Consider the following 23,909-nt stretch of genomic DNA (forward strand, 5'->3'; position numbering starts at 1 on the left):
CATGCGCGCACGTCTCGCCTGCGCTCTGGCTTGGGCGTTCGGCATCGGCGCAGCGGCGTCGCTGCCGGCGCGCGCCGACGAGCCGAAGGTGCAGGCCGCGCTCGGCACCGTGCACGAGGCGCTGTTCGGCATCGCGCTCGACGGCACTAGCGGTATCGCCGTCGGCGCCGGCGGCGACTTGCGCGAGAGCGGTGACGGCGGCGCCAGCTGGAAGGCGCTCGCCGCCGCACCGACCCGGCTCGCCTTGCTCGGCGTCGCGTTGCACGGCACGCATGCGATCGCGGTCGGCCAGCAGGGCGCGATCGTGGTGCGCGACGCGAACGGCGCCTGGAAGCTGATCGACAGCGGCAGCAAGAGCCGCCTGCTCGGCGTCGGCGTCAACAGCGGCGGGCTCGCGTTCGCGGTCGGCGCGTTCGGCGCGCTGCTGAAATCGAGCGACGGCGGACAGAGCTGGCAGGCGTTGACCTTGAACTGGGCCGATTACGTCGAAGGCGGCGCCGAACCGCATCTGTACGCGGTCGACGTCGCCGACGACGGCGTCGTCACCATCGTCGGCGAGTTCGGTTTGATTTTGCGCAGCGAAGACAGCGGCACCAGTTGGACGCGCAAGAACCAAGGCGAGGCCTCGCTGTTCGCGCTCGATCTGCGCCCGGACGGCCTCGGCTATGCGGTCGGCCAGGACGGCCTCGCGCTGAAGACCAGCGACCACGGCCGCAGCTGGAGCGCGATCGACGTCGGCAGCAAGGCCAACTTGCTCGGTGTCGCCGCCTTGGCCGACGGCCGCCTCTACGCCACCGGCATGCACGAAGTCTTCGTCGGCCGCGACGGCGAGCGCTGGCAACGGCTCCAGGCGAAGGAATTGCCGCCGCTGTGGTACGCCGCGATCGCGGCGGCCGGCGGCGGCGCGACCGATGTGATTGCAGTGGGGCAGGCCGGCGCGGTGGTGCGCATCGGCCGCTGACATCGTCGCCTCGCGCAGGCGCGGGGCGACGCGAAAGGGATCGAACACGGGCGGCGCGAGGGCGCCGTCGCGGCGAAGCTTTGCCGTTCGCTGGCGCGGGCGGTCTTCATCCGATCACGGCGCGTGCGCGTGCACGCTCAGGAGGGGCAATGAAATCGCTGAAGAAACTGCATCTACCCGTGGCCGTCTGCGCCGCACTGACGCTGACGATCGCCAACGCCACGGCCGCCGAACCGCTGCCGTCGGAGGCGGCGGAAGCGCAAGCGCAAGCACCGGCCGACGGCAGTTTCAGCGCCGGCTCCGGCGGCTCCGACGTCTCTTTCCAGATCAACGGCTTCATCCGCTCGGAAACCGCGATCAGCACCGGCAGCGCGAACGGCTTCAATCAAGCCGGCAACCGCTTCAACGGCGTGCCGGTGGCGCGGCCGATCATCGCGCCGCCGGGCGCCGGCATCGTCTTGTCCGACGTCGCCACGCGCAACGTCGGCCAGAGCGAGCACTCGGATCTGAACATGCAGCAGTTCCGCCTGCAGCTCGACACGCAGACCAAGTTCTCCAGCGACTGGTCGTTCGTGGCCAAGCTGCGCGCGATCGTCGACCCGGGCTGGTACGACGAGTTCGATCCGCGCAAGGCGAACAGCCACGCCGCCGGCGGTCTGTATGGAGAGCCGAACTATTTCCGCTACGACGTCGCCGGCAAGTCGCGGCCCAATCCGCTGGAATGGGCCGGCAAGAACTACATGATCGACCTGCCGTCATTCTTCCTGCAGTACAACCACGGCGCCTTCGACCTGCGCATCGGCAATCAGCAGATCGCCTGGGGCCAGGCGATTTTCTTCCGCGTGCTCGACGTGCCCAACGGCCTCGACCTGCGCCGTCATTCGGTGCTCGACTATGCGTCGGAGGAGTACTCCGACAAACGCGTGCCGTCGCTGGCGATACGCGCGTCCTATCAGTTCAACAGCGGCTGGCTGCTCGACGGCTACGTGCAGAAGTTCCAACCCTCGATCCTCAACAATCCCAACAACCCGTTCAATCCGATCCCCTCGCAGTTCACCATCCACGACGCCTACGAGCAGTTCGATTCAAAAGTCGATTTCGGCCTGCGCGCCAAGGGCAACGTCGGCGATCTCGGCTTGCAGGCGATCTACGCGCACCGCTACAACCCCGAGGGCCTGTACCGCTGGACGCAATCGGGCGTCAATCGCGATATTCCGGGCATTCCCGGCAGCGGTGCAGCGCTCGCCTGCACCCCGTTCGAGATCGACCCGACCGGCGTGTGGTCGGCCGACGAGTGGTTCTACTACGCGGCGCAGTCGCGCCTGTCGGGCATCGGCGGACTCAACTCCGCGCTGACGCAGTTCCCGTGCGCGGCCGCACTCGCGGGCGGCGCGACCGCACCGAACAAGCCGGTCGCCGACATCCTGCTCAACACCTTTTTCGCCCTCGGTGGCGGCATCCTCAACGGCCAGCCGGGCCTGGGCGGACTGCGCGGCCATCTGCAGCGCTGGTACAAGGCGGAAGACAACATTGGCGGCGGCCTCAGCTACACCTTCTCCGGAGCCCCCGGCTCGATCACCGATCAGCTGATCTTGAATTGGGAAGTGCTGTACACGCCCAACCGCTGGTTCACCTCGCCCGATCTGCGCCAGGAATTTCTGAAGAAGAAGGAATGGACCTCGGTGGTCGCGCTGGAGAAATACCAGAACGTGTTCGGCGATCTGCCGGCGACCTACCTCGTCGCGCAGTTCATGTACAAGTCCAAGAGCGATCTGTTCGGCCGCTACCTCGGCGGCTACGGCGGCCGCGTCGACAAGTCCGCGCCCGGTGTCGACGGCGGCTTCAAGGCCTTCGCATTCGCCCTGCAGCAACCGTTCCCGAACTTGATCTGGCGCGCCGATCTGGCCGTCTTGTACGACCTCAACGGCGGCGTCCTGATCCAGCCGGCGCTGCGCTGGAAGCCGAACGGCAAGTTCACCTTCGAGGCGTTCTACAACTACATCAACGCGAAGATCGGCGGCAATCCGAACAAGAACATGTTCGGCGGCGCCGACTACGCCGACGAACTCGGCATTCGCATCGGCTACCAGTTCTGAGGCGGCTTCACGCGCACTCGCACCGTCGTTGCCGCGAAGGCGGGAACGACGGCAGCGAGCCGGTTCCGCAACGTCCGTCGACCGAGACGACGATCCGTCCTCATGCACCCCGTCCGCTACCCGCGCTCGCACAGCCGCCGCGTGTTCCTCGACAAGCTGGCGCGCGGCGTCGGCGCGGCCGGTGTGCTGATGCCGCTGTGGCAGGCGCTCGACGCGCACGGCGAGATCGATCGCGCCTATCCGCACGAGCTGCTGTCGATCGAGGACTACACGCGCGGCGCGATCAAAACCGGCGATGAGATCAGCGCGGCCAACGTCGATGCGGTGAAGGCGCTGCTCGAGCCGGTGAAGTACGAGCAGATCCTCAAGCTCGGCCGGCGTCTGCAAGTGGTCAAGACCACCACCGAACTGATGCAGCTGGGCCCTTGGGAGTATCTGCAAGCGAGCGTGCGCAATCGCGGCCAGGCGCAGTTCGATCGCGACGGCAACGTCGTCACGCGCGCGGGCAAGCCGTGGATCGGCGGCAATCCGTTTCCCGATGCGAACGACGCGCTCGAACTGTTCGCCGGCCTGACCCTGAGCTGGGGCCGCCACGACGCCTCGTTCTACGCGGTGAAGGAAACCGATCTGCTCGAAGACGGCGCGCCGGCCTACGAATACCAATCCGGCTGGGCCGAGCTGCAGCCGGTCGCGCGCGTCAGCCTCGACCCCAAGCCGTATTGGCCCGGCCGTGAAGACACGCTGCGCTATCAATCCGTCTTCTTCGCCGCGCCGCAGAACGCGCGCGGCACCTCGTTTCTCAACGTATGGCCGTACGACCAGCGCCAGATGCCCTACCTCAGCGGCTATTTGCCCGAGTTCAAGCGCATCCGCACCTATCCGACCAACCAGCGCTTCGAAGGCTTGATGCCGGGTTCGAACCTGTACCTGTCCGACGCCTGGGCCGCCGGCGATCCGCTGCACACCTGGGGCAACTACCGCATCGTCGGGCGCGGCCCGTTTCTGGCCGCTGTGTCCGGCAATTGGAACGGTGCGCATCCCAACTGGGAGCACGGCACGCACGGCGGACCGCAGGGCAAGACCTTCTTCGACACCAAAGTCGAACTGGTGCCCGAAGCGATCGCGGTCGAGGCCGAGCCGATCAAGTTCCCGCGCGCGCCGGTGTCGAAGAAACGGGTCTGGTTCGATGCGCGCAGCGGCCTGCCGATCGGAATGGTGTCCTACGACCGCCGCGGCCAGGTCTACCGCTCCTTCGACGGCGCCTACGCGATGTACCGCGACGGCGAACGCGAATTCAAGGACGGCGCGCACAGCTACTGGTCGTGGGCGCACGTGCACGCGTTCGACCTGCAGACCGGACGCATGACGCGCCTGCAGCAGGTGCGCGAAATCGCCGGCGGTCATCGCAGCCGCGCCAACGACGCGGCGATCTACGACCAGTACCTGACCAACGCGGCGCTGATGCGGCTGGGCGCTGCGTGATCGATGCGGCGGCGAAGAATGTCCAAACGAATGATGCGGAAATACAAGATCGTCGGCCGCTGCGGCATCGATGATCGCTAACAAGGAAGCGGGCGAAGCGGCGATGCTGATCAACATCGACAACGGCGGCACCTTGACCGACATCTGCGTCATCGACGGCGCGCGCGTGCACCGCACCAAGACGGTGACCACGCCCTACGATTTGTCGCGCTGCTTGTTCGACGGTTTACAGAAGGTGTCGCGCGCGCTGTACGGCAGCGACGATCCGCAACGCCTGCTGCTCGCCACCGAGCACATCCGCTACTCGACCACGCAAGGCACCAACGCGCTGGTCGAACGCAAGGGGCCGCAACTCGGCCTGATCGTCGGCGGCGGCTTGAGCGCGCGCGTCGTGCAAACCGACGCGCAGGCGAAGTCGCTGTACGCGACCCTGGTCGGCGAACGCTGCATCACGCTCGATCTCACGAAAAACCCGGACGCGATCGCCGCCGAAGCGACGCTCGCGGTCACGCGGCTGGCCTCGGCCGGCGCCAGCCGCATCGTCGTCGCGATCGGTGGCGCCGGCCGCATCGAGATCGAGCGGCAGCTGCGCAGCGCGCTGCTGCGCAGATTTCCGCAGCACCTGCTCGGTGCGGTGCCGCTGCTCTATTCGCACGAGGTGGTCGAGGACGACGACGACGTGCGCCGCACCTGGACCGCCCTGTTCAACGCGTTCCTGCATCCAGCGATGGAGCGCTTCCTCTACAACGCCGAACACCGCCTGCGCGACTACAAGACGCGCCATCCGCTGTTGATCTTCCGCAACGACGGCCATTCCGCGCGCGTGGCCAAGACGATCGCGCTCAAAACCTACAGCTCCGGCCCACGCGGCGGTGCCGAGGGCGCCAAGGCGCTGGCGCGGCACTACCGCTTCGCGCATCTGGTTTCGCTCGACGTCGGCGGCACCACCACCGACATCGGCGAAGTGCGCGAGGGTGTAGTGCGCGCGGCGCGGCGCGGCAAGGTCGAGAACGTCGCCACCTCGTTCGCGCTGTGCGAAGTCGAAAGCCACGGCGTCGGCGGCTCCTCGATCATCCGCGCCGAAGCGGGGCGGATCGCGGTCGGTCCGCACAGCGTCGGCAGCGCACCCGGCCCGGCCTGTTTCGGTTTCGGCGGCACCGAGGCGACCATCACCGACGCATTCCTGCTGCAAGGCTTGCTCGATCCGGCCTCTTATTTCGGCGGCGAATTGAAGATCGACGCGGCGCGTGCGCGCGCCGCGGTGACCGAGCGCGTGGCGACGCCGCTCGGTCTCGACGTCGACGCCGCCGTCGTTGCGATGGAGCGCGCCTGGATCGCCAAGATCGCCGCTGCGCTGAAGAGCTACACGACGATCACGCCGCAGACCACGTTGACGGCTTTCGGCGGAGCCGGGCCGTTCGTCGCCTGCGCCATCGCCGACGCGGTCGGTGCCACTCAAGTGCTGATTCCGGGCTTGGCCGCGGTGTTCTCGGCTTTCGGGATCGCGTTCTCCGACATCGCGCACGACTATGCCGCGCCGCTCGCGAGTGCCGGCGCGCTCGCCGCGACGCGCGCGCTGCTGCTCGAACGCGCGCGCCGCGGCATGTTCGCCGAAGGCGTCGAGATGGCGGCGTGCAAGCTGCATTGGTCGGTACAGAACGCAGACGGCGAGGAAGCCGCGCTCGGTGCCAAGGACGCGAAACTGCCGCGCGGCTTCGGCAAGGGGGCGACCTTGCTCCTGCGCGCGGTCAAGCCCTTGCCGCACGCGACCCTGGCGGGAAAGTTCGGCGCGAAACCGTCGGCCGCAAAATCGAACGCGACGCGCACGCTGCGCATCGCCGGCGAGGCCGTCGCCGCGCCGCTCTATCGCGTCGAAGCGCTGAAGGCCGGCAGCGGCGCCGCGGGACCTGCGGTGCTGGAGGAAGCGTTCTACACCTGCCGCATCGATCCGGGCTGGCGCTTCGAGATCAACCAAGCCGGCGACATTCTCTTAAGTCGCATCCCGGCGGATACCGCTTCCGCGCGCGGGAGCGGTCGAAGCCGCAGCGCGGCTCCGGGTGAGGGCAAACGCGCAGCGAGGAATCGCCGATGAGACACCTCCGATTCTCCGGCTCCCACGTGACCGTCCGCTCCGAGGCGACGATATGAAAGTCCTCGTCACCGAATACCTGCGCATCGACCTCACCAGCGAGCGCTGGGAATGCCGCCGCTGCGATCACGTGCACGGCAGCGCGCGCGAGAACTACAAGCGCGGCCTGCTCGTCTACGACCGCGATCCGCGCGAGATCCACAAGCCGCTGCTCGACCCGAACAAGTACGCGCGCACCTATTCGCCCGATCCGACCTGGTGCCGCATCCTCGAATACTACTGTCCGTCCTGCGGCACCTTGGTCGAGGCCGAATATCTTCCGCCCGGCCATCCGCCGCTGCACGACATCGAACTCGACATCGACGCGCTGAAGGCGCAGTGGAAGGAACGCGCGGAAGTGACCGAGCCCGCGCGCGGACCCGATCTGGCGCTGGAAAAAGTGCAACGCGCACGCGCCTCGCACAAGAAGCACGGCCATGCGCACTGACGGCAAAAAATGCCTGCCCGGGAGCGCGCCATGAAACGCGTCTCGGTCGACATCGGCGGTACCTTCACCGACTGCTTCGTGGTCTGGGGCGATGCTTGCATCGAAGGCAAGGCGCTGACCACGCATCACAATCTCGCGCTCGGCTTCAACGAAGCCCTGGCCGACGCCTGTCGCCAGCTCGATCTCGATGCGCAGACCCTGCTGTCGCAAGTCGACTCGGTGCGCTACGCGACCACGCTCGGCACCAATGCGCTGATCGAACGCAAGGGGCCGCGCATCGGCCTGCTCGTCACCAGCGGCTTCAAGAGCACGATTCCGCTGTCGCGCGCGCGCGGCTACGGCGAAGGTCTGCCCGAGTCGCAGCAGATGGACATTCCGAACGCGCAGCGCCCGGCGCCGATCGTGCCGATTCCGATGATCCGCGAGGTGCGCGAGCGCGTCGACTATCTCGGCGCGGCGTTCTGGAAGCTGGACGAAGACGACGTGCGCCTGCGCATCCGCGAGCTGGTCGACGCCGGCGCCGAGGCGCTGGTGGTGCTGTTCGCCAACAGCGTGGTCAATCCGGCGCACGAGCTGCGCGTGCGCGAGATCTTTCGCGACGAGTATCCGGCGCATCTGCTCGGTGCGATCCCGATCCTGCTCTCGCACCAGGTCGCCGGCCGCAAGGGCGAGTACGCGCGCGGCACCTCCACCATCATGGACGCGTTCCTGCACCAGACCATGTATCACGGGCTCGGCACGCTGGAACTGAACCTGCGCGCGCAGGGCTATCGCAAGCCGATGCTGGTCAGCCACAACTCCGGCGGCATGGCTCAGCTCAATTCCACCGACGCGCTGCAGACCGTGCATTCCGGTCCGGTCGCCGGCATCGCCGCCAGCGAGCGGCTCGCCGCCGCGGCCGCGCTCGGCAACGTCGTCGCCACCGACATGGGCGGCACCAGCTTCGACATCGGCATCGTCGACCAGGGCGGCCTCAAGCACTACGACTTCAATCCGGTGATCGACCGCTGGTTGGTGTCGATTCCAATGGTGCACCTGGTCACGCTCGGCGCCGGCGGCGGTTCGATCGCGCGCTACGAGCGCATGTTCGACACGATCGAGATCGGGCCGCAGTCGGCCGGCTCCGATCCGGGACCGGCCTGCTACGACCGCGGCGGCACCCAGCCGACGGTGACCGACGCCGATCTGATTCTCGGCTACCTCGATCCGGCCAACTACGCCGCCGGGCGCATTCCGCTCAATCCCAAGCGCGCGCGCCAGGCGATCACCGATCACCTGTGCGACGAGCTCGATCTCGACGTGATCGCCGCGGCCAAGCTGATCAAGCGCAAGGTCGACACGCACATGGCCAACGGCATCGCCACCGAGCTGCGCACGCGCGGCTACGAGCCGAAGGAATTCACCTTGCTCGCCTACGGCGGCAACGGTCCGCTGCACGCCTGCGGCATCGCCGACGCGCTCGGCGTCACGCGCGTGCTGGCGCCGCCGTATTCCTCGACGTTCTCGGCCTGCGGCGCCGGCAACGTGAGCCAGATGCACATCCACGAGATGAGCAGCTGGACCGTGCTGTTCGATCCGGCGCACAAGGCCTTCTTCGACGACTACGACAGCTTCAACCGCAGCGTCGAAGAACTCGAACGCCGCGGCCGCGAGGATCTGCTGCGCCAGGGCATGCGCGAGGACGCGCTGCGCTACCGGCTCGAACTCGACATGCGCTACGGCAACCAGCGCGTGCAGACCGCGGTCGTCACGCACCTGTCGCGGCTCGAGTCGCAGCGCGACGTGCTCGCGCTGATGGACCAGTTCCACCGCAGCTACGGCGCGCGTTTCGGCGAAGGCAGCCAGTCGCCGGAAACCGGCGTGCGCATCAACACCATCCGCGTCTGCGCCTACGTCGAGCAGCGGGCGATCGAATTCGCGCGGCTGGAAGCGGGCGCCGCGATCGCGCCGCCGGCGCCGGTCGCGCAGCGCAAAGTGCATTTCGTCGACCACGCCGCGCCGCTCGATACGCCGGTCTACGACGACGCCGCGCGCGCGGAAGGCACGCGCATCGACGGTCCGGCCATCGTCGTCACGCGCGCGACGACGTACTTGGTCGAGCCGGGCTGGAGCTACCAGGCGGTCGCGCAAGGCGGGGTCTGGTTCACGCGCGAAGACGGAGCCGCCGCGTGAGCGCCGCGCGCGTGATCACGCACAGTGCTCGCATCGACGAGCTGATCGCGCCGTACGCGGCCGCGTTTCCGCAGCCGTCGGATTTCGCCGGCTACCGCAACCACTGCCTGCGCATGCTCAACGCGATCCTGCGCTTGAGTGAGGACGAGCCCGATCGCGTCGAGAAATGCGAGATCGCGCTGGCCTTCCACGACATCACCGTGTTCCCGGCGCGCACGCTCGACTATCTCGACAGCTCCGCCGAGCGCGCGCGTGCCCATCTGGCGCGCATCGGTCGCGCGGCGTGGGGCGCGCAGATCACGCTGATGATCGGCATGCATCACAAGATCACCGCCTATCGCGGCGAACACGCGAACCTGGTCGAGGCGATGCGCAAGGCGGATTGGATCGACGTCAGCTTCGGTCTGCGCCGCTTCGGTCTCGACCGCGGCTTCCTGGCCGAGCGCGATGCGGCACTGCCGCTCGGCACGTTCTATCCGCGCACGCTGTTCCCGCTGATCGGCGGCTACATGCTGCGCCACCCGTTCGCCCCCTTGCCCAATTTCCGCTACTGAGGAGGCGGCCGTGACGCATGCGCTCGAACTCTCCGACGAAGATCGCGCACTGCGCGAGAAATTTCTCGCCGACAACACGCTGTTTCTCGGCCCCGATCCCGAGATCATGCGCAATCACTCGATCGCTCCGCGCAGCGCGGCGGAAGAAGAAATCCTCGGGCGCGGCCTCGATCGGCATCGCACCCACCACATTCGTGGCTTGATCAACGCGGCGCTGTCGGAAGCGTTCACGATGGTCAACCAGATGGGCGCGGCGCCCGGCGCGAAGTGGGGCGATCTGGTCACCGGCGTCTACACCAATTCCGGCGACCTCGCGATGATCGCGCCGCACGGCATCATCGCGTTCGCCGCCTGCTGCTTCTACCCGATCAAATTCATCATCAAGTACTGGGTCGACGACGCCTCCGTCGGTGTGCGCGACGGCGACGGCTTCATCCACAACGACGCGCGCTACGGCGGCGTCCACAACACCGACCAGTCGATGATGATGCCGCTGTTCTGGAACGGCGAGCTGATCTGCTGGCTGTCTTCGACGATCCACGAGGGTGAGAACGGCGCCTGCGAGCCAGGCGGCATGCCGGCCGCGGCGGAGAGCAAGTACGACGAAGGCATCAAGATGTCGCCGTTCAAGGTCGTCGAGAATTTCCAACTCAAGCGCGACCTGGTCACCTTCCTGCAGAACTCGGTGCGCGATCCGAAGCTGCAGCTGGAGGACATGAAGGTCAAGCTGCACGCGGTGATGCGCCTGCGCGAACGCATTCTGGCGATCCTCGAGCAATACGGCCGCGATGCGCTGATCGGCACCTTGCGCAGCCATCTGGAAGACGTCGAGACCGAGATGCGCCGGCGCATCCGCGAACTGCCCGACGGCACCACGCGCGTCTTGCAGTTCATGGATTCGAGCCTGCGCGAGAACGCGATGCAGAAGATCTCCTGCGCCATCACCGTGCAGGGCGAGCGCATGACGCTCGACTTCCGCGGCAGCGCGCCGCAGTTCTTGAATCGCTGCGTCAACACCAACGTCGCTTCGTTCAAGGCGGCGCTGTGCACCGGCCTGCTGCAGAACATCTGGCCCGACCTGCCGCACACGATGGCGGTGCTGTCGCCGATCGAGATCCTCACCGACCGCAACTCGATCATGGACGCCGAGGGCGAGATGCCGCAGTCGATGAGCCTGATGCCGATGTTCAAGGCTTGCGTGGTGTGGACGATCCCGATGAACAAGCTCAACTACTCGCTGCCGCAGCGCTACTCGGCGGTGATCGCCTCGCAGTACGACCAGGCCGCGACGTTCGTCTACGGCGGTCTGACTCAGCACGGCGACGTCACCGGCAACTTCTGCGCCGACATCAACGGCATGGGGCAGGGTGCGCGCTCGCACGCCGACGGCGAGCACAGCGTGTCGCCGGTGTTCGGCTTCATGGCCGATTCGGGCGAACACGAGATCAACGAAGAAGACACGCCGATCATCCGCCTCGGCGCGCAGCGCCTGGCCAAGGACCGCATCGGCTGGGGCAAGTACCGCGGCGGCATGGGCTACGAGCAGATCGCGACCGCGCGCGGCACCGCGCTGTGGGGCTTCATGACCGGCTGCGAAGGTTCGAAATTTCCGTCCGCGCAGGGCCTGTTCGGCGGTTATTCCTGCCCGTCCTACCAGCTGATGAAGATCAAGGGCATCAACATCTTCGAAGAGCTGGCGAAGAACCCGAAGGTGGTCGAGGCGTTCGACATCGTCGAGCTGATGAACCGGCAGCCGATCGCCGGCGGCCAGTACAGCAGCAACGACATGGGCATGACCTTCGAGCTCTGCAACGAAGGCGAGATCTACATGATCTGCCAGGGCTCGGGCGGCGGCTACGGCGACGTGCTCGAACGCGATCCGGCGCTGGTGATGAAGGACCTCGCCGAAGACCTGATGTCGCACGAGAACGCGCGCGACATCTACAAGGTCGTCTACGACGAAAAAGCTCTGATCGTCGACCAGGCGGCCACCGAGGCCTTGCGCGAGAAGACGCGGCGCGAACGCATCCGCCGCGGCCAGCCGTTCGATGCGTTCTGCAAGAAATGGGTGAGCCGCGAGCCGCCCGCGCACATCCCTTACTACGGCTCCTGGGGCGAGCGCGAAACGATCTACGCGACCAGTTACGGCCGCCGCATCACGATGCCGGCGCACGCGATGCAGGGCGCTTTCATGCCCAACCCGAAGGACGTGCGCATCGCCGAGCTGGAGGCGGAGCTGGCGGCGCTGCGGCGAACGCCCGCCCGCCCGCGCAAAGCGAGTACGCCTAAGACGAGAGCGAGCAAGACGAGAGCGCGCAAGAAATAGACGACCATCGCCCACAGAGGCGAGCGTCCGCTGGCCCGATACCGAGTTCACCCGAGGAAACCGACATGACCGATCTCCATTCCGCCTTCCGCCTCGACGGCAAAGTCGCTCTCGTCACCGGCGCCGCGCGCGGCATCGGCGCGCAGATCGCGCTGACTTTGGCGCAGGCCGGTGCCGCCGTACTGGTCACCGACGTGATCGACGCCGGCGAAACCGCGGCACAGATCAAGGCCGCCGGCGGCAAGGCGCTGGCGCGCAAGCACGACGTCACCGACGAAGCGGAATGGGAAGCCGCCGTCGCCGCCGCGCAGCGCGAACTGAGCGGTCTCGACGTGCTGGTCAACAACGCCGGCATCGAGACCGCGGCGCTGCTGGTGAACTGCACGCTGGAAGATTTCAGCAAGGTGATGGAGATCAACGTCAACGGCACGTTTCTCGGGCTCAAGCACGCGATCCGCGCGATGGCCAAGCCGAACGGCAAGGGCGGTTCGATCGTCAACATGTCCTCGGTCGCCGGCCTGATCGGCACCACCGGCCACGCGGCCTATCACGCCTCCAAGGGCGCGGTACGCCTGCTGACCAAGGCGGCCGCGATCGAGTGCGCGCAATTGCAGACTGGCGTACGCGTGAACTCGGTGCATCCGGCGATCGTGCAGACCGAGATGGGCGCCAACTTCATGAAGCACCTGGTCGAACTCGGCCTCGCGCCCGACTACGCGACGGCGGAAGCGGCGGTCAAGGCGATGCATCCGATCGGTCATTTCGGCGAGCCGGCCGACGTCGCCCACGGCGTCGTCTATCTCGCATCCGACGCGGCCAAATGGGTCACCGGCTCGGAACTGGTGATCGACGGCGGCTTGACCGCGATCTGAGCCCGACGATGAACGCGCTGACCGACCGGCTCGACCGCAGCGAGACCACCGTGTGGCTGGAGCACACGGACTACGCCGCGCGTCTGCTCAACCACGGCGTGGTGCCGTGGCTGCAGCCGGCCGAGTTCGTGTCGCTGCAGCGGCGCGCGCAGGGCCTTCTGAAATCCGACGTGCTCGCATTGGATCTGGCGCCCGCCTGCGCGGCCTGGCTGACGGCGCAGGCGCCGCTGCGCACGGCGATGGCGGCGAAACCGCGCGCGCTGTTCGCGCTGAAGACCCTGCTCGCCGACGCGGCCTTGCGCACGCATCTGGCCGAGCTCGTGCGCGGGCTGCGCGCGAGCCTGCCGGCGACGATCCTGGCCCTGGCGCTGCCGTCGCCGCGCGCCTGGATCGGCATCGCCTACGCGCAGGCGCACGCCGGGGCAGAGGTGGAGATCGGTACCGACGACGCCGACGACGCATCGATGTATCTGGCCGATTTCCTGCGCGCGTTCGCAGACGCCGGCATCGATGCGCTGCTGCTGCAAGAGGCATCGTCGCAAGCATTGCTCGGGGCCGACGAGGTCGCCGCGTATCGCGCCGTGCTCAATGTCGCCGCGAACTATCGCTGGGCGGCGGGTCTGCGCGCCGATCGCGCGGTCGCTGCGGATTCGCTCGATTTCGTCATCGCGCCGCAAGCGCCGGGCGCGAAACATCACGGCGTCGAACTCGGCGCCGAGTTCTGGAGCGGCGCCGCGCAAGTACTGGCGACGCCGCTGCGCTACGCCGCGATTCCGGCCGGCGCGAACCCCGAAACCGTACTCGCGCGCGTCGCCGCGCTGCGCTGACCAGGAGGAAAACCCTTTGGCACGCCTGCACAACAAGATCGCCCTCGTCAGCGGCGGCGCGCGCGGCCTCGGTGCCGCCACCTGCCGCGCGTTCGCGCGCGAGGGCGCCGCGGTCGCGATCGCCGACATCGACCTCGTGGCCGCGCAGGAGCTGGCGCGCGAGATCGGCGCGAACGCACAGGCCTATGCGCTGGACGTGACCGACGAAGCCGCCTGGGATCGCGTGGTCGCGCTGGTCCTCGCCGATTTCGGTGGACTCACCACCGTGGTCAACAACGCCGGTATCGGGCGCTTGGCGACGATCGAGGACTGCAGCCTGCAGGAATGGCGCGAAGTGATCGGCGTCAATCTCGACGGCGTGTTCCTCGGCACGCGCGCGGCGATCCTCGCGATGAAGTCGCGCGGCGGCGGCTCGATCATCAACATGTCCTCGGTCTACGGCATCGTCGGCAGCGAGCTGACCGCGGCCTACAACGCGTCCAAGGGCGGCGTGCGCAACCTGACCAAGTCGGCCGCGCTGCACTGCGCGAAGTCCGGCTACGAGATTCGCGTCAATTCGGTGCATCCGAGTTTCATCTTGACCGACATGGTGGTCGGCGCGGCCGGCAAGCTGGCCGATCCGCAGGCTTTTCTCGACGCGTTGATCGCGCGCCATCCGCTCGGCCGCCTATGCGTGCCCGACGACGTCGCCAACGCCTGCCTTTATCTCGCTTCCGACGAAACGCGCAATCAGACCGGCATCGAACTCGTCGTCGATGCGGGCTACATCGCGCAGTAGCAGGAGACCACGCATGTTCGAGTACGCCATGGAGCACCTGTTTTCCTTCACCGGCCGGCTCGCGCCGCCCGAGCTGATCGGGCCGGTGCCCGAGGGCATCCGCGCCAATTTCAACATCATCGGTGGCGAGGTCGCAGGACCGCGCCTCAAGGGCAGCTTGCGCGCAGTCGGCGCCGACTGGTTCTGTCTCGCCCGCGACGGCACCGGTGCGCCGGACGTGCGCACAACCATCGAAAGCGACGACGGCGCGCTGATCTACGTGACCTATCAAGGCTTCGGCGATCTCGGCGAAGACGGCTACGAAAAGATGGCGCGCGGCGAGTTGCCGCCGCGCTTGCCGCTGAAGAACCGCGTCGTCGCGCGCAGCGCGCACCCGAACTACCAATGGCTGCATCGCGCGTTCTGCGTCGCGGTCGGCGAGTTCGACCTGGCCAGCCTGAGTGCGAGCTACGACGTGTACGCACTGAGATAGAGGCGTCATGCAAGGCGTCATTCCCGCGTGGCGCCCCGCCGCAGTTGGACGGCCGGTCAGACGGGAATGACGAGGGCGACAGCGAACGGGGAGGGAGCCGCGATGCGGGCGGAACGGACGATGAGACAGACGCGGAGAGAGCCATGGTGACCGAAGGCCAACTGTTGTGGACGCCGGATGCGCAGTTCGCCGCCGACTCGAACGTCGCGCGCTACATCAGCTGGCTGCGCCAGAGCGGGCGCGCCGACGTGTCCGACTACGAATCGCTGCGGCGCTGGTCGGTGACCGAGATCGAAGCGTTCTGGGCGTCGATCTGGACCTACTTCGAGGTCGATTCGAGCACGCCGTATCGGCAAGTGCTCGACCGCCGCGTGATGCCGGGCGCGAAATGGTTCGAAGGCTCGCGCGTCAACTACGCCGAGCATTTGCTGCGTTACGCCGGCAAGGCCGGCGCCGACGAGGTCGCGTTCCGCCATCTGACCGAGACGCGGCCGCTGGCGAACATGAGTTGGCACGATGTCGCCGCTGCGGTGCGCAAGGTCGCCACGCAGCTGCGCGCGCTCGGCCTCGAACCGGGCGATCGCGTCGTCTCCTACATGCCGAACGTGCCGGAAACGGCGATCGCGATGATGGCGACGGTCGCGATCGGCGCGGTCTGGTCGTCGGCCGCGCCCGAGTTCGGCGTCAAGACGGTGATCGAGCGCTTTGCGCAGATCGCGCCGAAGCTGCTGTTCGCGGCGGACGGCTACCGCTTCGGCGGCAAGACCTTCGCGCGCGAAGCCGAAGTGCGCAAGATCGCCGAGGAACTGCCGAGCTTGCAGCACATCGTGTGGCTGCCCTACGTCGCAGCCGATGCGCCGGTCCCCGACCTGCGTGGCCTGCGCAGCTGGAACGAGCTGATCGCGGCGCCGGAAGTGGCCGCGCGCGAATTTCAGTTCGAGCGCGTCGAGCACGACCATCCGATCTGGGTGGTGTTTTCCTCCGGCACCACCGGCCTGCCGAAAGCGATCGTGCACAGCCACGTCGGCGTCCTGGTCGAGCATCTGAAGCTGATGCACTTCCATCTCGGCCTCAAGCCCGGCTCGACCATGTTCTTCTACTCGACCACCGGCTGGATGATGTGGAACCTCTTGCTCGCCGCGCTTCTGACCGGCTCCTCGGTCGTGCTCTACGACGGCAATCCGACCTATCCGAATCTCGAGTTCCTGTGGCAGCTCGCCGCCGACACCGGCGCGACCTCGTTCGGCGCGAGCCCGACCTTCGTGCAGATGATGGAGAAGGCCGGGCTCAAGCCCGGCGAGCAGTTCGACCTGTCGCGGCTGGAGTCGATGCTGGTGGCCGGCGCGCCGTCGACGCCGGAGACGTTCGCCTGGTGCTACCGCAACGTCAAACCGAACCTCTGGGTCACCTCGCAATCGGGCGGCACCGAAATCTGCTCCGGCTTCGTCGGCGCGTCGCCGACGCTCGCCGTGCACGCCGGCGAGATCCAGACGCGCATGCTCGGCATGGACGTGCGCTCCTGGAGCGATGAAGGCAAGGAACTGGTCGACGAAGTCGGCGAGCTGGTCGTGCTGCAGCCGTTCCCGTCGATGCCGATCAAGTTCTGGAACGACGAGGGCGGCAAGCGCTACCACGAGTCGTACTTCGACACTTTCCCCGGCGTGTGGCGACACGGCGACTTCATCAAGATCAACGCCCGCGGCGGCTGCTACATCTACGGCCGCTCCGATTCGACCTTGAACCGCTACGGCGTACGCATCGGCACCGCGGAAATCTATCGCGCGGTCGAACAGGAGCCCGAAGTCGCCGACAGCCTGATCGTCTGCTGCGAACTGCCGGGCGGCAACTTCTTCATGCCGCTGTTTGTGAAATTGAAGCCGGGTTTCGCGCTCGAGGAGGACGTGGTCAAGCGCATCAACCAGCGATTGCGCGCCGACTGCAGTCCGCGCCACGTGCCGGACAAGATCTACGCGGTCGCGGCGATCCCTTACACGCTCACCGGCAAGAAGATGGAAGTGCCGGTGCGCAAGATTCTGATGGGCTGGCCGCTGGAGAAAGCCGCCAGCCGCGATGCGATGCAGAACCCCGAGGCGATCGACTATTTCGTGCGCTTCGCCGCCGAGTCGAGCGACTACGACTGGCGCACGCCGGCCGCGCCGGCGGAGCGTGCGTGATGCGCGCCGCGCGCGGCGCCAAGGCCGCGTCCAAGCCGAAAGCCGTCGACAACGCGGATTTCGTCGCGCGCAATGTCGACAACGTGCTCGGGCAGAACGTGCTCGGTGATTTCCGGCCGAGCGATCTGTGGGGCACGGCCGGCAGCCTGCTGCGCGAAGGCACGCGCCATCCGTTGGCGCTGATGCGCACCTCGCTCGGGTTCTTCGGCAGCCTCGGCAAGCTCGCCGCCGGCGAAACCCGCTTCGCGCCCGATCCGAGCGATCGCCGTTTCGCCGATCCGGCCTGGCGCGAATCGACGCTGTATTCGGCCTTGCTGCAAAGTTATCTCGCGCTGCGCGAATCGATGGCGCGCTACAGCAAGAACTCCGGCCTCGATGCGCGCCAGGCCGAGCGCGGCGATTTCCTGCTGGCGCAGATCGGCGATGCGCTGAGCCCGAGCAACTTCCTGTTCGGCAATCCGGTCGCGCTGCGCCGCGCGAAAGAGACTTGGGGCTTGTCGCTGCTGCGCGGCGCGAAGAACCTGCTCGGCGACGTGCGCAAGCGTCGGCCGATTCCGGCCCAGGTCGACGAGGGCGCGTTTCGCGTCGGCGTCAACCTCGGCACCACCGCGGGCGAGGTGGTGCTGCGCACCGAGATGTTCGAGCTGATCCAGTACGCCGCGCAGACCGCCAAGGTGCACGCGCGGCCGATCGTGGTGGTGCCTTCGATCGTCAACAAGTACTACGTGTTCGATCTGGCGCCGGGCCGCAGCGTGTTCGAGCACTTCATCCGGCAGGGCATGACGGTGTTCGTGATCGTCTGGCGCAACCCGCAGCCGCGCCACGACCGCTGGGGCATGCCCGAGTATCAGGACTCGATCGAGGCGGCGATCGACGCCGCGCGCGCGATCCGCAAAGTGAAGGACGTCAACCTGTGGGCCGTGTGCGGCGCAGGTCCGGTCGCGGTGTCGCTGGCCGCGTACTTCGCCGCGACCAAGCAGCGCAAGATCCATTCGCTGATGCTGGTGGTGTCGCCGTTGGACATGCGCGCGATGTCGAACGCGCCGGGCGTCGGCGCCTTCGTCGAGGCGGAAGCGGCCGGCGAGGCGGCTGCGCCGGTGAAGAAAGCCCTGCGCAAGCGGCGCATGAGCGCGAAGGAATTCGCGGTGCTGTTCGCGATGCTGCGCGCGAACGATCTGATCTGGCACTACTGGGTCAGCAACTACTTGCTCGGCGACAAGCCGGCCGCGTTCGACGTGCTGTATTGGAACGGCGACGGCACCGGCATGACCGCGCAGTTCAACTACGACTTCTCCGAACTGGTCGAATCCAATCCGTTCGTCACGCCCGGCGCGATGAAGGTGCGCGGCAAGGCGATCGCCGACTTGTCCGCGCTCGGCCTGGACAGCTACGTGCTCGGCGCGGCCAACGACCATCTGTGCATCTGGCAGGGCGTCTATCGCAGCGCGCAGCTGCTCGGCCCGCGCAGCCAGTTCGTGCTCGGCAACTCGGGACACATCCAGACCATCGTCAATCCGCCGGGCAATCCGAAGGCGAGCTTCTGCACCAACACAGAGTTGCCCGCCACGCCGGAAGCCTGGCTGGCCGGCGCCGAGCGTCATCAGGGCAGCTGGTGGGATCACTGCGTGGCGTGGACGCGCGCGCGTGGCGGCCGCCTCGTCGCCGCACCGCGCCACGCCGGCAGTGCGCAGTACCCGCCCCTGTGCGCCGCGCCGGGCGTGTACGTGCACGAGCGGGTGTGAGCATGACCGCACCCGTCGCCACGCCGCTCAAGCCGATTTCGCAGCGCCCGCTGCAGCTGCGCCAGCTCGATCTCGCCGGCATGTCGCTGCGTGTCGCGATCTGGCCCGGCGATGCTGCGAAAACGCCGCTGCTCTTGTTCAACGGCATCGGCGCGAGCCTGGAGTTGTTGGCGCCGTTCGCCGATGCGCTGGTCGACGTCGAGACGATCGCCTTCGACATGCCCGGCGTCGGCGAGTCGTCGCTGCCGCCGATTCCGTATCGGCTGTGGATGCTGGCCTTGCTCAGCGGGCGCGTACTCGATGCGCTCGGCTACGGTCGCGTCGACGCGCTCGGCGTGTCCTGGGGCGGTGCGATGGCGCAGCAGTTCGCGCTGCAGAACCCGCGCCGCTGCCGCCGCCTGGTCTTGGCGGCGACTTCGCAAGGCATGCTGATGGTGCCGCCCAAACCGTCGGTGCTGGCCAAGTTCCTCACCCCGCGTCGCTTCAACGATCCGGTGTTCCGCCGCGCCGTCGCCGCCGAGATCTACGGCGGCAAGGCGCGCTTGCAGCCGAGTCTCTTGCGTGAGTTCGGCAAGACCGGGCGCATCGGTTATCTGCTGCAACAGTTCGCGCTGGCCGGCTGGACCAGCCTGCCGTGGCTGCGCCTGTTGCGCCAGCCGACCTTGGTCCTCGCCGGCGACGACGATCCGGTGATTCCGCTGGTCAACGCGCGCCTGATGACGCGCCTGTTGCGCGACGCGCGCCTGCACGTATTCCACGACGGCCACCTGTTTCTGCTCTCCGATGCGGCCGAGGCCGGCCGCGTGGTGCGCGAATTTCTGAGCGAGGGCGAGCAAGCGCGCCCAAAACCCCGTCCCTCCCGCGCCGCCGCGCGGGAGGGACTCGCCGCCGCTTGAAGGAGACGCCATGAAGAAACTCGAGGGAAAAGTCGCGCTCGTCTCCGGCTCCGGCCGCGGCATCGGGCGCGAGATCGCGCTCAAGCTCGCCGCCGACGGCGCGCGCGTGGTGGTCAACGATCTCGATGCGGCGCTGGCCGAGGAAACCGTCGCCGCCGTGCGCGCGGCCGGCTCCGACGCGGCCGCTTGCGTGGGCAGTGTGACCGACAAGGACTTCGGCGAGCGCTTCGTCGGCGCTGCGCTGGATGCGTTCGACGGCGTCGACATCATCGTCAACAACGCCGGCTACACCTGGGACAACGTGGTGCAGAAGATCACGGACGAGCAGTGGTACGCGATGCTCGACGTGCACATGACGGCGCCGTTCCGCATCCTGCGCGCCGCTGCCGAAGTGATCCGCGCCAAGGCCAAGGCGGAAGCCGAAGCCGGGCGCGAAGTGTTCCGCAAGGTGGTCAACATTTCCTCGCTCGCCGGCGTCGGCGGCAATGCCGGCCAGCTCGGCTACGGCGCGGCCAAGGCCGGCGTCAACGGCATCACGCGCGTGATGGCGAAGGAGTGGGGGCGCTACAAGGTCAACGTCAATTCGGTCGCGTTCGGCCTGATCAAGACGCGCCTGACCGCGGCCGCCGCCGGCAGCGGCGCGATCGAGGTGGAAGGGCGCGCGATCAAGGTCGGCGTCAACCCCGAGGTCATGAAAACCATGGAAGCCGGCATCCCGCTCGGCCGCGGCGGCACCCCGGCCGAAGCCGCCGGTGCCGTTTATCTCTTCTGCATTCCCGAGTCCGACTACATCAGCGGCCAAGTGGTCGTGTGCAGCGGCGGCTTCATGTTCTAGCCATCCATACGTCCGCACAAACAACCGAGGAGAACGTCATGAGCAGCAAGAAGCCCGTCGTGATCTACGGCGTCACCGGCTACACCGGCCGCCTGGTCGCCGAGTACCTGCGCGAATACCAGATTCCGTTCATCGCGGCGGGGCGCGACGGCAAGCGCATCAAGGAAGTGCTCGACAAGGTGCCGGGCATCGAAACCGCCGACTACGAGATCGCCGAGGTCGCGCACACGGTGCCGGCGCTGACCGAGCTGTTCAAGGGCGCGAAAGTGCTGTGCAACATGGTCGGGCCGTTCGCCAAGTTCGGGCCGGAAGCGGTCGAGGCTTCGCTCGCCGCCGGCCTGCACTACACCGACACCAACGGCGAACAGAACTGGATGATCGAATGCGACGAGAAGTGGGGCGCGAAGTTCGCCGAGAAGAACCTCTGTCTCTCGCCCGGCATCGCGCAGATGTACACCACCGGCGAGATCGCGGCGCAGATCGCGCTGGAAACGCCGGGATTGGACACGCTCGACATTCTCGTATTGTGGAAGGGCTTCCCGACCTACGCTTCGGTGCAGACCATCTTCAGCATCCTTACGTCGGACTTTTTCTATCTGGAAGGCAACCGCTATGTGAAATGGCCGAGCGGGGCCAAGGCCGACGCGGTGGTGCCGGGTCAGCATCAGACCGCGCTGGTGCTGCCGTGGGGCGGCACCGCGCATCCGGTCTGGTTCAAGCACGATCCGCGCGTGGCCAATTGCAAGGTGATGGGCGGCGTGTTCGAGCGCATGGTGATGGACAACGTGGTCGCGATGAACGCGAAGATCGACGCCGACATCCGCCCGCTGCCGCCGGAGCGGCAGCAGGAAGAGCTGTCGAAGATGGCCGCGAGCGTGCAGGCGGGCATGCCGCCGCGCGAGAATCCGCGCGTCAACATCTCGGTCGATTCGGTGATGGCGAGCGGGCCGCTCGGCTCCAAGCACGTGGTCATCCGCGGCAACCAGAACTACAAGCAGACCGGCTTGATGCAAGCATATTTTGCGCACCATCTGCTGCAGGCGCCGCCGCTGCGCACCGGCTTCGCCTCCGGTTGCCAGGCGCTCGGCCACCGCGATCTGCTCGGCGTGCTGCAGAGTTTCGGCCTGGTCGGCAAGCCGGAGGTTCGGGTCAACGCGTTCACCGCGTGAAAGCCGCCGCGCGCGCGATCGATCGCGCGCGCGGTATGCAAGCAGAGACTTCGATCAGCCGCGCGCGTTTTGGCGGTAGCTGTGCGGCGTGGTGCCGAGGAAGCGCTGGAACACGCGCGTCATGTGGCTCTGGTCGGAAAAGCCGCATTGGCCGGAGACGTCCTTGATCGGCAAGGCGGTGCGCGCCAGCAGGCGCTGCGCGCGCGCCAGGCGCATTTGCAGCACGTGCGCATGCGGCGGCGTGCCATAGCGCGTCTTGAACTGGCGCAGGAAGTGCGAGGTGCTGCTGCGCGTGACCGCGGCCAGCTCGTCCAGCGTGAGCTGGCGGTCGAGATTGGCCTCGATGTACTCGTCCAGCGTGCGTGCTTGCAGCGGCGACAGGCCCTGCGCCGCGCGCGGCTCGCGCACGCAGACGTTGGCGTACTTACGCAACAGATGCACGCAGATCTGCATCGAGACCGCATCGACGTAGAGGCGGCCGCCGAGATTGTTGGCGCGCACTTCGTCGGCGATCGCGCCGAGCCCGCGCGTGACGACTTCGTCGTCGGTGCTGAGCACGTCTTGCAGGTGCACGTCGGCGATGTCGCGATCGAGCGCGTCGGCGGAAACCTTGGCCAACAGGTTCTTGGTCAGATAAAGATGGATGACCTCGATCGGCGCGTCCCAGTACCAGTGGCATTCCTCGGCGCGGGTCAGGATCGAGACCGAACCCGGCTCGGCCGCCTCGTTCTGCCACGGCCCGTCGACGCGCCGGCGCATGCGCGTTTCTCCCTTGCGGAAGGAGACGATCACGAAGTCGCTGAGCGGCGGCACCACCACGTCGGACGCGCCGTAGCGATACGAGCGTAGACTGACGCCTTCCCAATGCAAGGAATCGCTGCCGAGCAGGATTTCACCGGGAACCCAGTGATGCAGCAAGTCGGGAGTGACGAGCTCGGTCATCCGCGCTGGTCGCGTTCGGGATTGGGTGAAAAGTGTGCGTCGGCGGCTGATCTCGGGCAATGTGCGACGCAGCATTTACGCGGGCGCCGTGATCGCGCGCAGCCGCTGCCAGCGGGCTCGGCGTGCCGCGCGGGTGGATTCGCGTTCGCAACAAACCTCCTTTAATTGTCAACTATTGAAAAATATCGCCATGACCCTCGAAGGCAAGACGCTTTTCATCACCGGCGCCAGCCGCGGCATCGGCCTCGCGATCGCGCTGCGCGCGGCGCGCGACGGCGCCAACGTCGCGATCGCGGCGAAGACCGCCGAGCCGCATCCCAAGCTCGAAGGCACCATCTACACCGCCGCCGCGGCGATCGAAGCGGCCGGCGGACAGGCGCTGCCGCTGTTGGTCGACGTACGCGACGACGCTGCGGTCGAGCAGGCGGTCGCGCAGACGGCCGAACGCTTTGGCGGCATCGACGTGCTGATCAACAACGCCAGCGCGATCTCGCTCAGCGATACGCCGTCTACCGAGATGAAGCGCTACGACCTGATGCAGTCGATCAACACGCGCGGCACCTTCGTGTGCACGCGCGCCGCGTTTCCGTATTTGCAGAAGTCGAGCAATGCGCACGTGCTGACCTTGTCGCCGCCGCTGGACATGCAGGCGAAATGGTTCGCGCCGCACGTGGCTTACACCATCGCGAAATTCGGCATGAGCCTGTGCACGCTCGGCCACGCCGAGGAATTCCGCCGCTACGGCATTGCGGTCAATTCGCTGTGGCCGCTGACCACCATCGACACGGCGGCGATCCGCAACAAGATTCCCGACCTGGCCGACGCCAGCCGCAGTCCGGAGATCATGGCCGACGCCGCCTACGCGATCCTGACCAAGCCGGCGCGCGAGGTGACCGGGCGCTTCTTCATCGACGAGGAAGTGCTGCGCGGCGAAGGCGTAACCGATTTCTCGATCTACGCGCCGGCCTCCGGCGCGCAGCCGGCGCTCGACTTCTTCATTCCCGACGAGGTCGCCGCGCGCCGCGTGCGCTGACA

19 protein-coding genes are annotated in these 23,909 nt (G+C 67.3%); 18 read left to right on the forward strand and 1 reads right to left on the reverse strand.

What is annotated here, in order from left to right:
* Position 1: 1 nt before the first annotated feature.
* The 17 genes from AC3QL3_RS05050 to AC3QL3_RS05130 all read left to right on the forward strand — a co-directional run bounded on the left by AC3QL3_RS05050 (position 2) and on the right by AC3QL3_RS05130 (position 21,932).
* Positions 2–961, forward strand: coding sequence for a WD40/YVTN/BNR-like repeat-containing protein (locus AC3QL3_RS05050; protein WP_492897239.1), 960 nt, complete (start codon positions 2–4; stop codon positions 959–961).
* A 149-nt stretch (positions 962–1,110) separates the two neighbouring features.
* Positions 1,111–3,057, forward strand: coding sequence for a DUF1302 family protein (locus AC3QL3_RS05055; protein ID WP_492897240.1), 1,947 nt, complete (start codon positions 1,111–1,113; stop codon positions 3,055–3,057).
* Positions 3,058–3,159: 102 nt separating this feature from the next.
* A complete protein-coding gene (locus AC3QL3_RS05060) occupies positions 3,160–4,539 on the forward strand; it encodes a DUF1329 domain-containing protein (RefSeq protein WP_492897241.1) in 1,380 nt (459 codons plus the stop codon).
* A gap of 70 nt (positions 4,540–4,609) precedes the next feature.
* Positions 4,610–6,631 carry a hydantoinase/oxoprolinase family protein gene (locus tag AC3QL3_RS05065; protein WP_492897242.1) on the forward strand — a complete coding sequence of 674 codons (2,022 nt, stop codon included), beginning with the start codon at positions 4,610–4,612 and terminating at the stop codon, positions 6,629–6,631.
* A 52-nt stretch (positions 6,632–6,683) separates the two neighbouring features.
* Positions 6,684–7,115 carry an acetone carboxylase subunit gamma gene (locus AC3QL3_RS05070; protein ID WP_492897243.1) on the forward strand — a complete coding sequence of 144 codons (432 nt, stop codon included), beginning with the start codon at positions 6,684–6,686 and terminating at the stop codon, positions 7,113–7,115.
* A 30-nt stretch (positions 7,116–7,145) separates the two neighbouring features.
* Entirely contained in the window at positions 7,146–9,287 is a 2,142-nt protein-coding gene (locus AC3QL3_RS05075) for a hydantoinase/oxoprolinase family protein (protein WP_492897244.1), read from the forward strand.
* Entirely contained in the window at positions 9,284–9,841 is a 558-nt protein-coding gene (locus tag AC3QL3_RS05080; RefSeq protein ID WP_492897245.1) for a hypothetical protein, read from the forward strand. The genes AC3QL3_RS05075 and AC3QL3_RS05080 overlap by 4 nt, the downstream gene beginning before the upstream one ends.
* Before the next feature lie 10 nt (positions 9,842–9,851).
* On the forward strand, positions 9,852–12,167 hold the full coding sequence (locus AC3QL3_RS05085) for a hydantoinase B/oxoprolinase family protein (protein WP_492897246.1): 2,316 nt from the start codon (positions 9,852–9,854) through the stop codon (positions 12,165–12,167).
* 65 nt (positions 12,168–12,232) lie between these two features.
* Positions 12,233–13,039: a glucose 1-dehydrogenase gene (locus AC3QL3_RS05090; protein WP_492897247.1), complete on the forward strand. Its 807-nt coding sequence runs from the start codon at positions 12,233–12,235 to the stop codon at positions 13,037–13,039.
* Between the two features lie 8 nt (positions 13,040–13,047).
* Complete coding sequence (locus tag AC3QL3_RS05095; protein ID WP_492897248.1) at positions 13,048–13,866, forward strand: hypothetical protein; 819 nt, start codon at positions 13,048–13,050, stop codon at positions 13,864–13,866.
* A 16-nt stretch (positions 13,867–13,882) separates the two neighbouring features.
* The gene (locus AC3QL3_RS05100) at positions 13,883–14,644 is read left to right on the forward strand and encodes a glucose 1-dehydrogenase (protein ID WP_492897249.1); all 762 of its coding nucleotides are present in this window, start codon (positions 13,883–13,885) and stop codon (positions 14,642–14,644) included.
* Positions 14,645–14,657: 13 nt separating this feature from the next.
* A complete protein-coding gene (locus AC3QL3_RS05105; protein WP_492897250.1) occupies positions 14,658–15,116 on the forward strand; it encodes a DUF3237 domain-containing protein in 459 nt (152 codons plus the stop codon).
* A gap of 143 nt (positions 15,117–15,259) precedes the next feature.
* Positions 15,260–17,290 carry an acetoacetate--CoA ligase gene (locus AC3QL3_RS05110; protein ID WP_492897251.1) on the forward strand — a complete coding sequence of 677 codons (2,031 nt, stop codon included), beginning with the start codon at positions 15,260–15,262 and terminating at the stop codon, positions 17,288–17,290.
* Positions 17,290–19,032: an alpha/beta fold hydrolase gene (locus tag AC3QL3_RS05115; RefSeq protein ID WP_492897252.1), complete on the forward strand. Its 1,743-nt coding sequence runs from the start codon at positions 17,290–17,292 to the stop codon at positions 19,030–19,032. The genes AC3QL3_RS05110 and AC3QL3_RS05115 overlap by 1 nt, the downstream gene beginning before the upstream one ends.
* 2 nt (positions 19,033–19,034) lie before the next feature.
* Complete coding sequence (gene phaZ, locus AC3QL3_RS05120) at positions 19,035–19,928, forward strand: poly(3-hydroxyalkanoate) depolymerase (RefSeq protein ID WP_492897253.1); 894 nt, start codon at positions 19,035–19,037, stop codon at positions 19,926–19,928.
* A 10-nt stretch (positions 19,929–19,938) separates the two neighbouring features.
* A complete protein-coding gene (locus AC3QL3_RS05125) occupies positions 19,939–20,763 on the forward strand; it encodes an SDR family NAD(P)-dependent oxidoreductase (RefSeq protein WP_492897254.1) in 825 nt (274 codons plus the stop codon).
* 38 nt (positions 20,764–20,801) lie between these two features.
* Positions 20,802–21,932 (forward strand): DUF5938 domain-containing protein, encoded by a 1,131-nt coding sequence (locus AC3QL3_RS05130; RefSeq protein WP_492897255.1) that lies wholly within the window; start codon positions 20,802–20,804, stop codon positions 21,930–21,932.
* A 54-nt stretch (positions 21,933–21,986) separates the two neighbouring features.
* On the opposite strand, the gene AC3QL3_RS05135 is transcribed toward AC3QL3_RS05130, so the two are convergent.
* Positions 21,987–22,874, reverse strand: a complete 888-nt coding sequence (locus AC3QL3_RS05135; protein ID WP_492897256.1) for a helix-turn-helix domain-containing protein — start codon at positions 22,872–22,874, stop codon at positions 21,987–21,989.
* Positions 22,875–23,064: 190 nt separating this feature from the next.
* On the opposite strand from AC3QL3_RS05135, the gene AC3QL3_RS05140 reads away from it, so the two are divergent.
* Positions 23,065–23,907: an SDR family oxidoreductase gene (locus AC3QL3_RS05140; RefSeq protein ID WP_492897257.1), complete on the forward strand. Its 843-nt coding sequence runs from the start codon at positions 23,065–23,067 to the stop codon at positions 23,905–23,907.
* The last annotated feature ends 2 nt before the right edge of the window (positions 23,908–23,909 follow it).

The organism is Dokdonella sp. GW821-FHT11D02, assembly GCF_058808595.1.

What these genes read in the sequence shown, in the direction of transcription:
- AC3QL3_RS05050 (WP_492897239.1), top strand. Translation starts at nt 2, where the DNA reads ATGCGCGCACGTCTCGCCTGCGCTCTGGCTTGGGCGTTCGGCATCGGC.
- AC3QL3_RS05055 (WP_492897240.1), top strand. Translation starts at nt 1,111, where the DNA reads ATGAAATCGCTGAAGAAACTGCATCTACCCGTGGCCGTCTGCGCCGCA.
- AC3QL3_RS05060 (WP_492897241.1), top strand. Translation starts at nt 3,160, where the DNA reads ATGCACCCCGTCCGCTACCCGCGCTCGCACAGCCGCCGCGTGTTCCTC.
- AC3QL3_RS05065 (WP_492897242.1), top strand. Translation starts at nt 4,610, where the DNA reads ATGATCGCTAACAAGGAAGCGGGCGAAGCGGCGATGCTGATCAACATC.
- AC3QL3_RS05070 (WP_492897243.1), top strand. Translation starts at nt 6,684, where the DNA reads ATGAAAGTCCTCGTCACCGAATACCTGCGCATCGACCTCACCAGCGAG.
- AC3QL3_RS05075 (WP_492897244.1), top strand. Translation starts at nt 7,146, where the DNA reads ATGAAACGCGTCTCGGTCGACATCGGCGGTACCTTCACCGACTGCTTC.
- AC3QL3_RS05090 (WP_492897247.1), top strand. Translation starts at nt 12,233, where the DNA reads ATGACCGATCTCCATTCCGCCTTCCGCCTCGACGGCAAAGTCGCTCTC.
- AC3QL3_RS05095 (WP_492897248.1), top strand. Translation starts at nt 13,048, where the DNA reads ATGAACGCGCTGACCGACCGGCTCGACCGCAGCGAGACCACCGTGTGG.
- AC3QL3_RS05105 (WP_492897250.1), top strand. Translation starts at nt 14,658, where the DNA reads ATGTTCGAGTACGCCATGGAGCACCTGTTTTCCTTCACCGGCCGGCTC.
- AC3QL3_RS05110 (WP_492897251.1), top strand. Translation starts at nt 15,260, where the DNA reads ATGGTGACCGAAGGCCAACTGTTGTGGACGCCGGATGCGCAGTTCGCC.
- AC3QL3_RS05115 (WP_492897252.1), top strand. Translation starts at nt 17,290, where the DNA reads ATGCGCGCCGCGCGCGGCGCCAAGGCCGCGTCCAAGCCGAAAGCCGTC.
- phaZ (WP_492897253.1), top strand. Translation starts at nt 19,035, where the DNA reads ATGACCGCACCCGTCGCCACGCCGCTCAAGCCGATTTCGCAGCGCCCG.
- AC3QL3_RS05125 (WP_492897254.1), top strand. Translation starts at nt 19,939, where the DNA reads ATGAAGAAACTCGAGGGAAAAGTCGCGCTCGTCTCCGGCTCCGGCCGC.
- AC3QL3_RS05130 (WP_492897255.1), top strand. Translation starts at nt 20,802, where the DNA reads ATGAGCAGCAAGAAGCCCGTCGTGATCTACGGCGTCACCGGCTACACC.
- AC3QL3_RS05135 (WP_492897256.1), bottom strand. Translation starts at nt 22,874, where the DNA reads ATGACCGAGCTCGTCACTCCCGACTTGCTGCATCACTGGGTTCCCGGT.
- AC3QL3_RS05140 (WP_492897257.1), top strand. Translation starts at nt 23,065, where the DNA reads ATGACCCTCGAAGGCAAGACGCTTTTCATCACCGGCGCCAGCCGCGGC.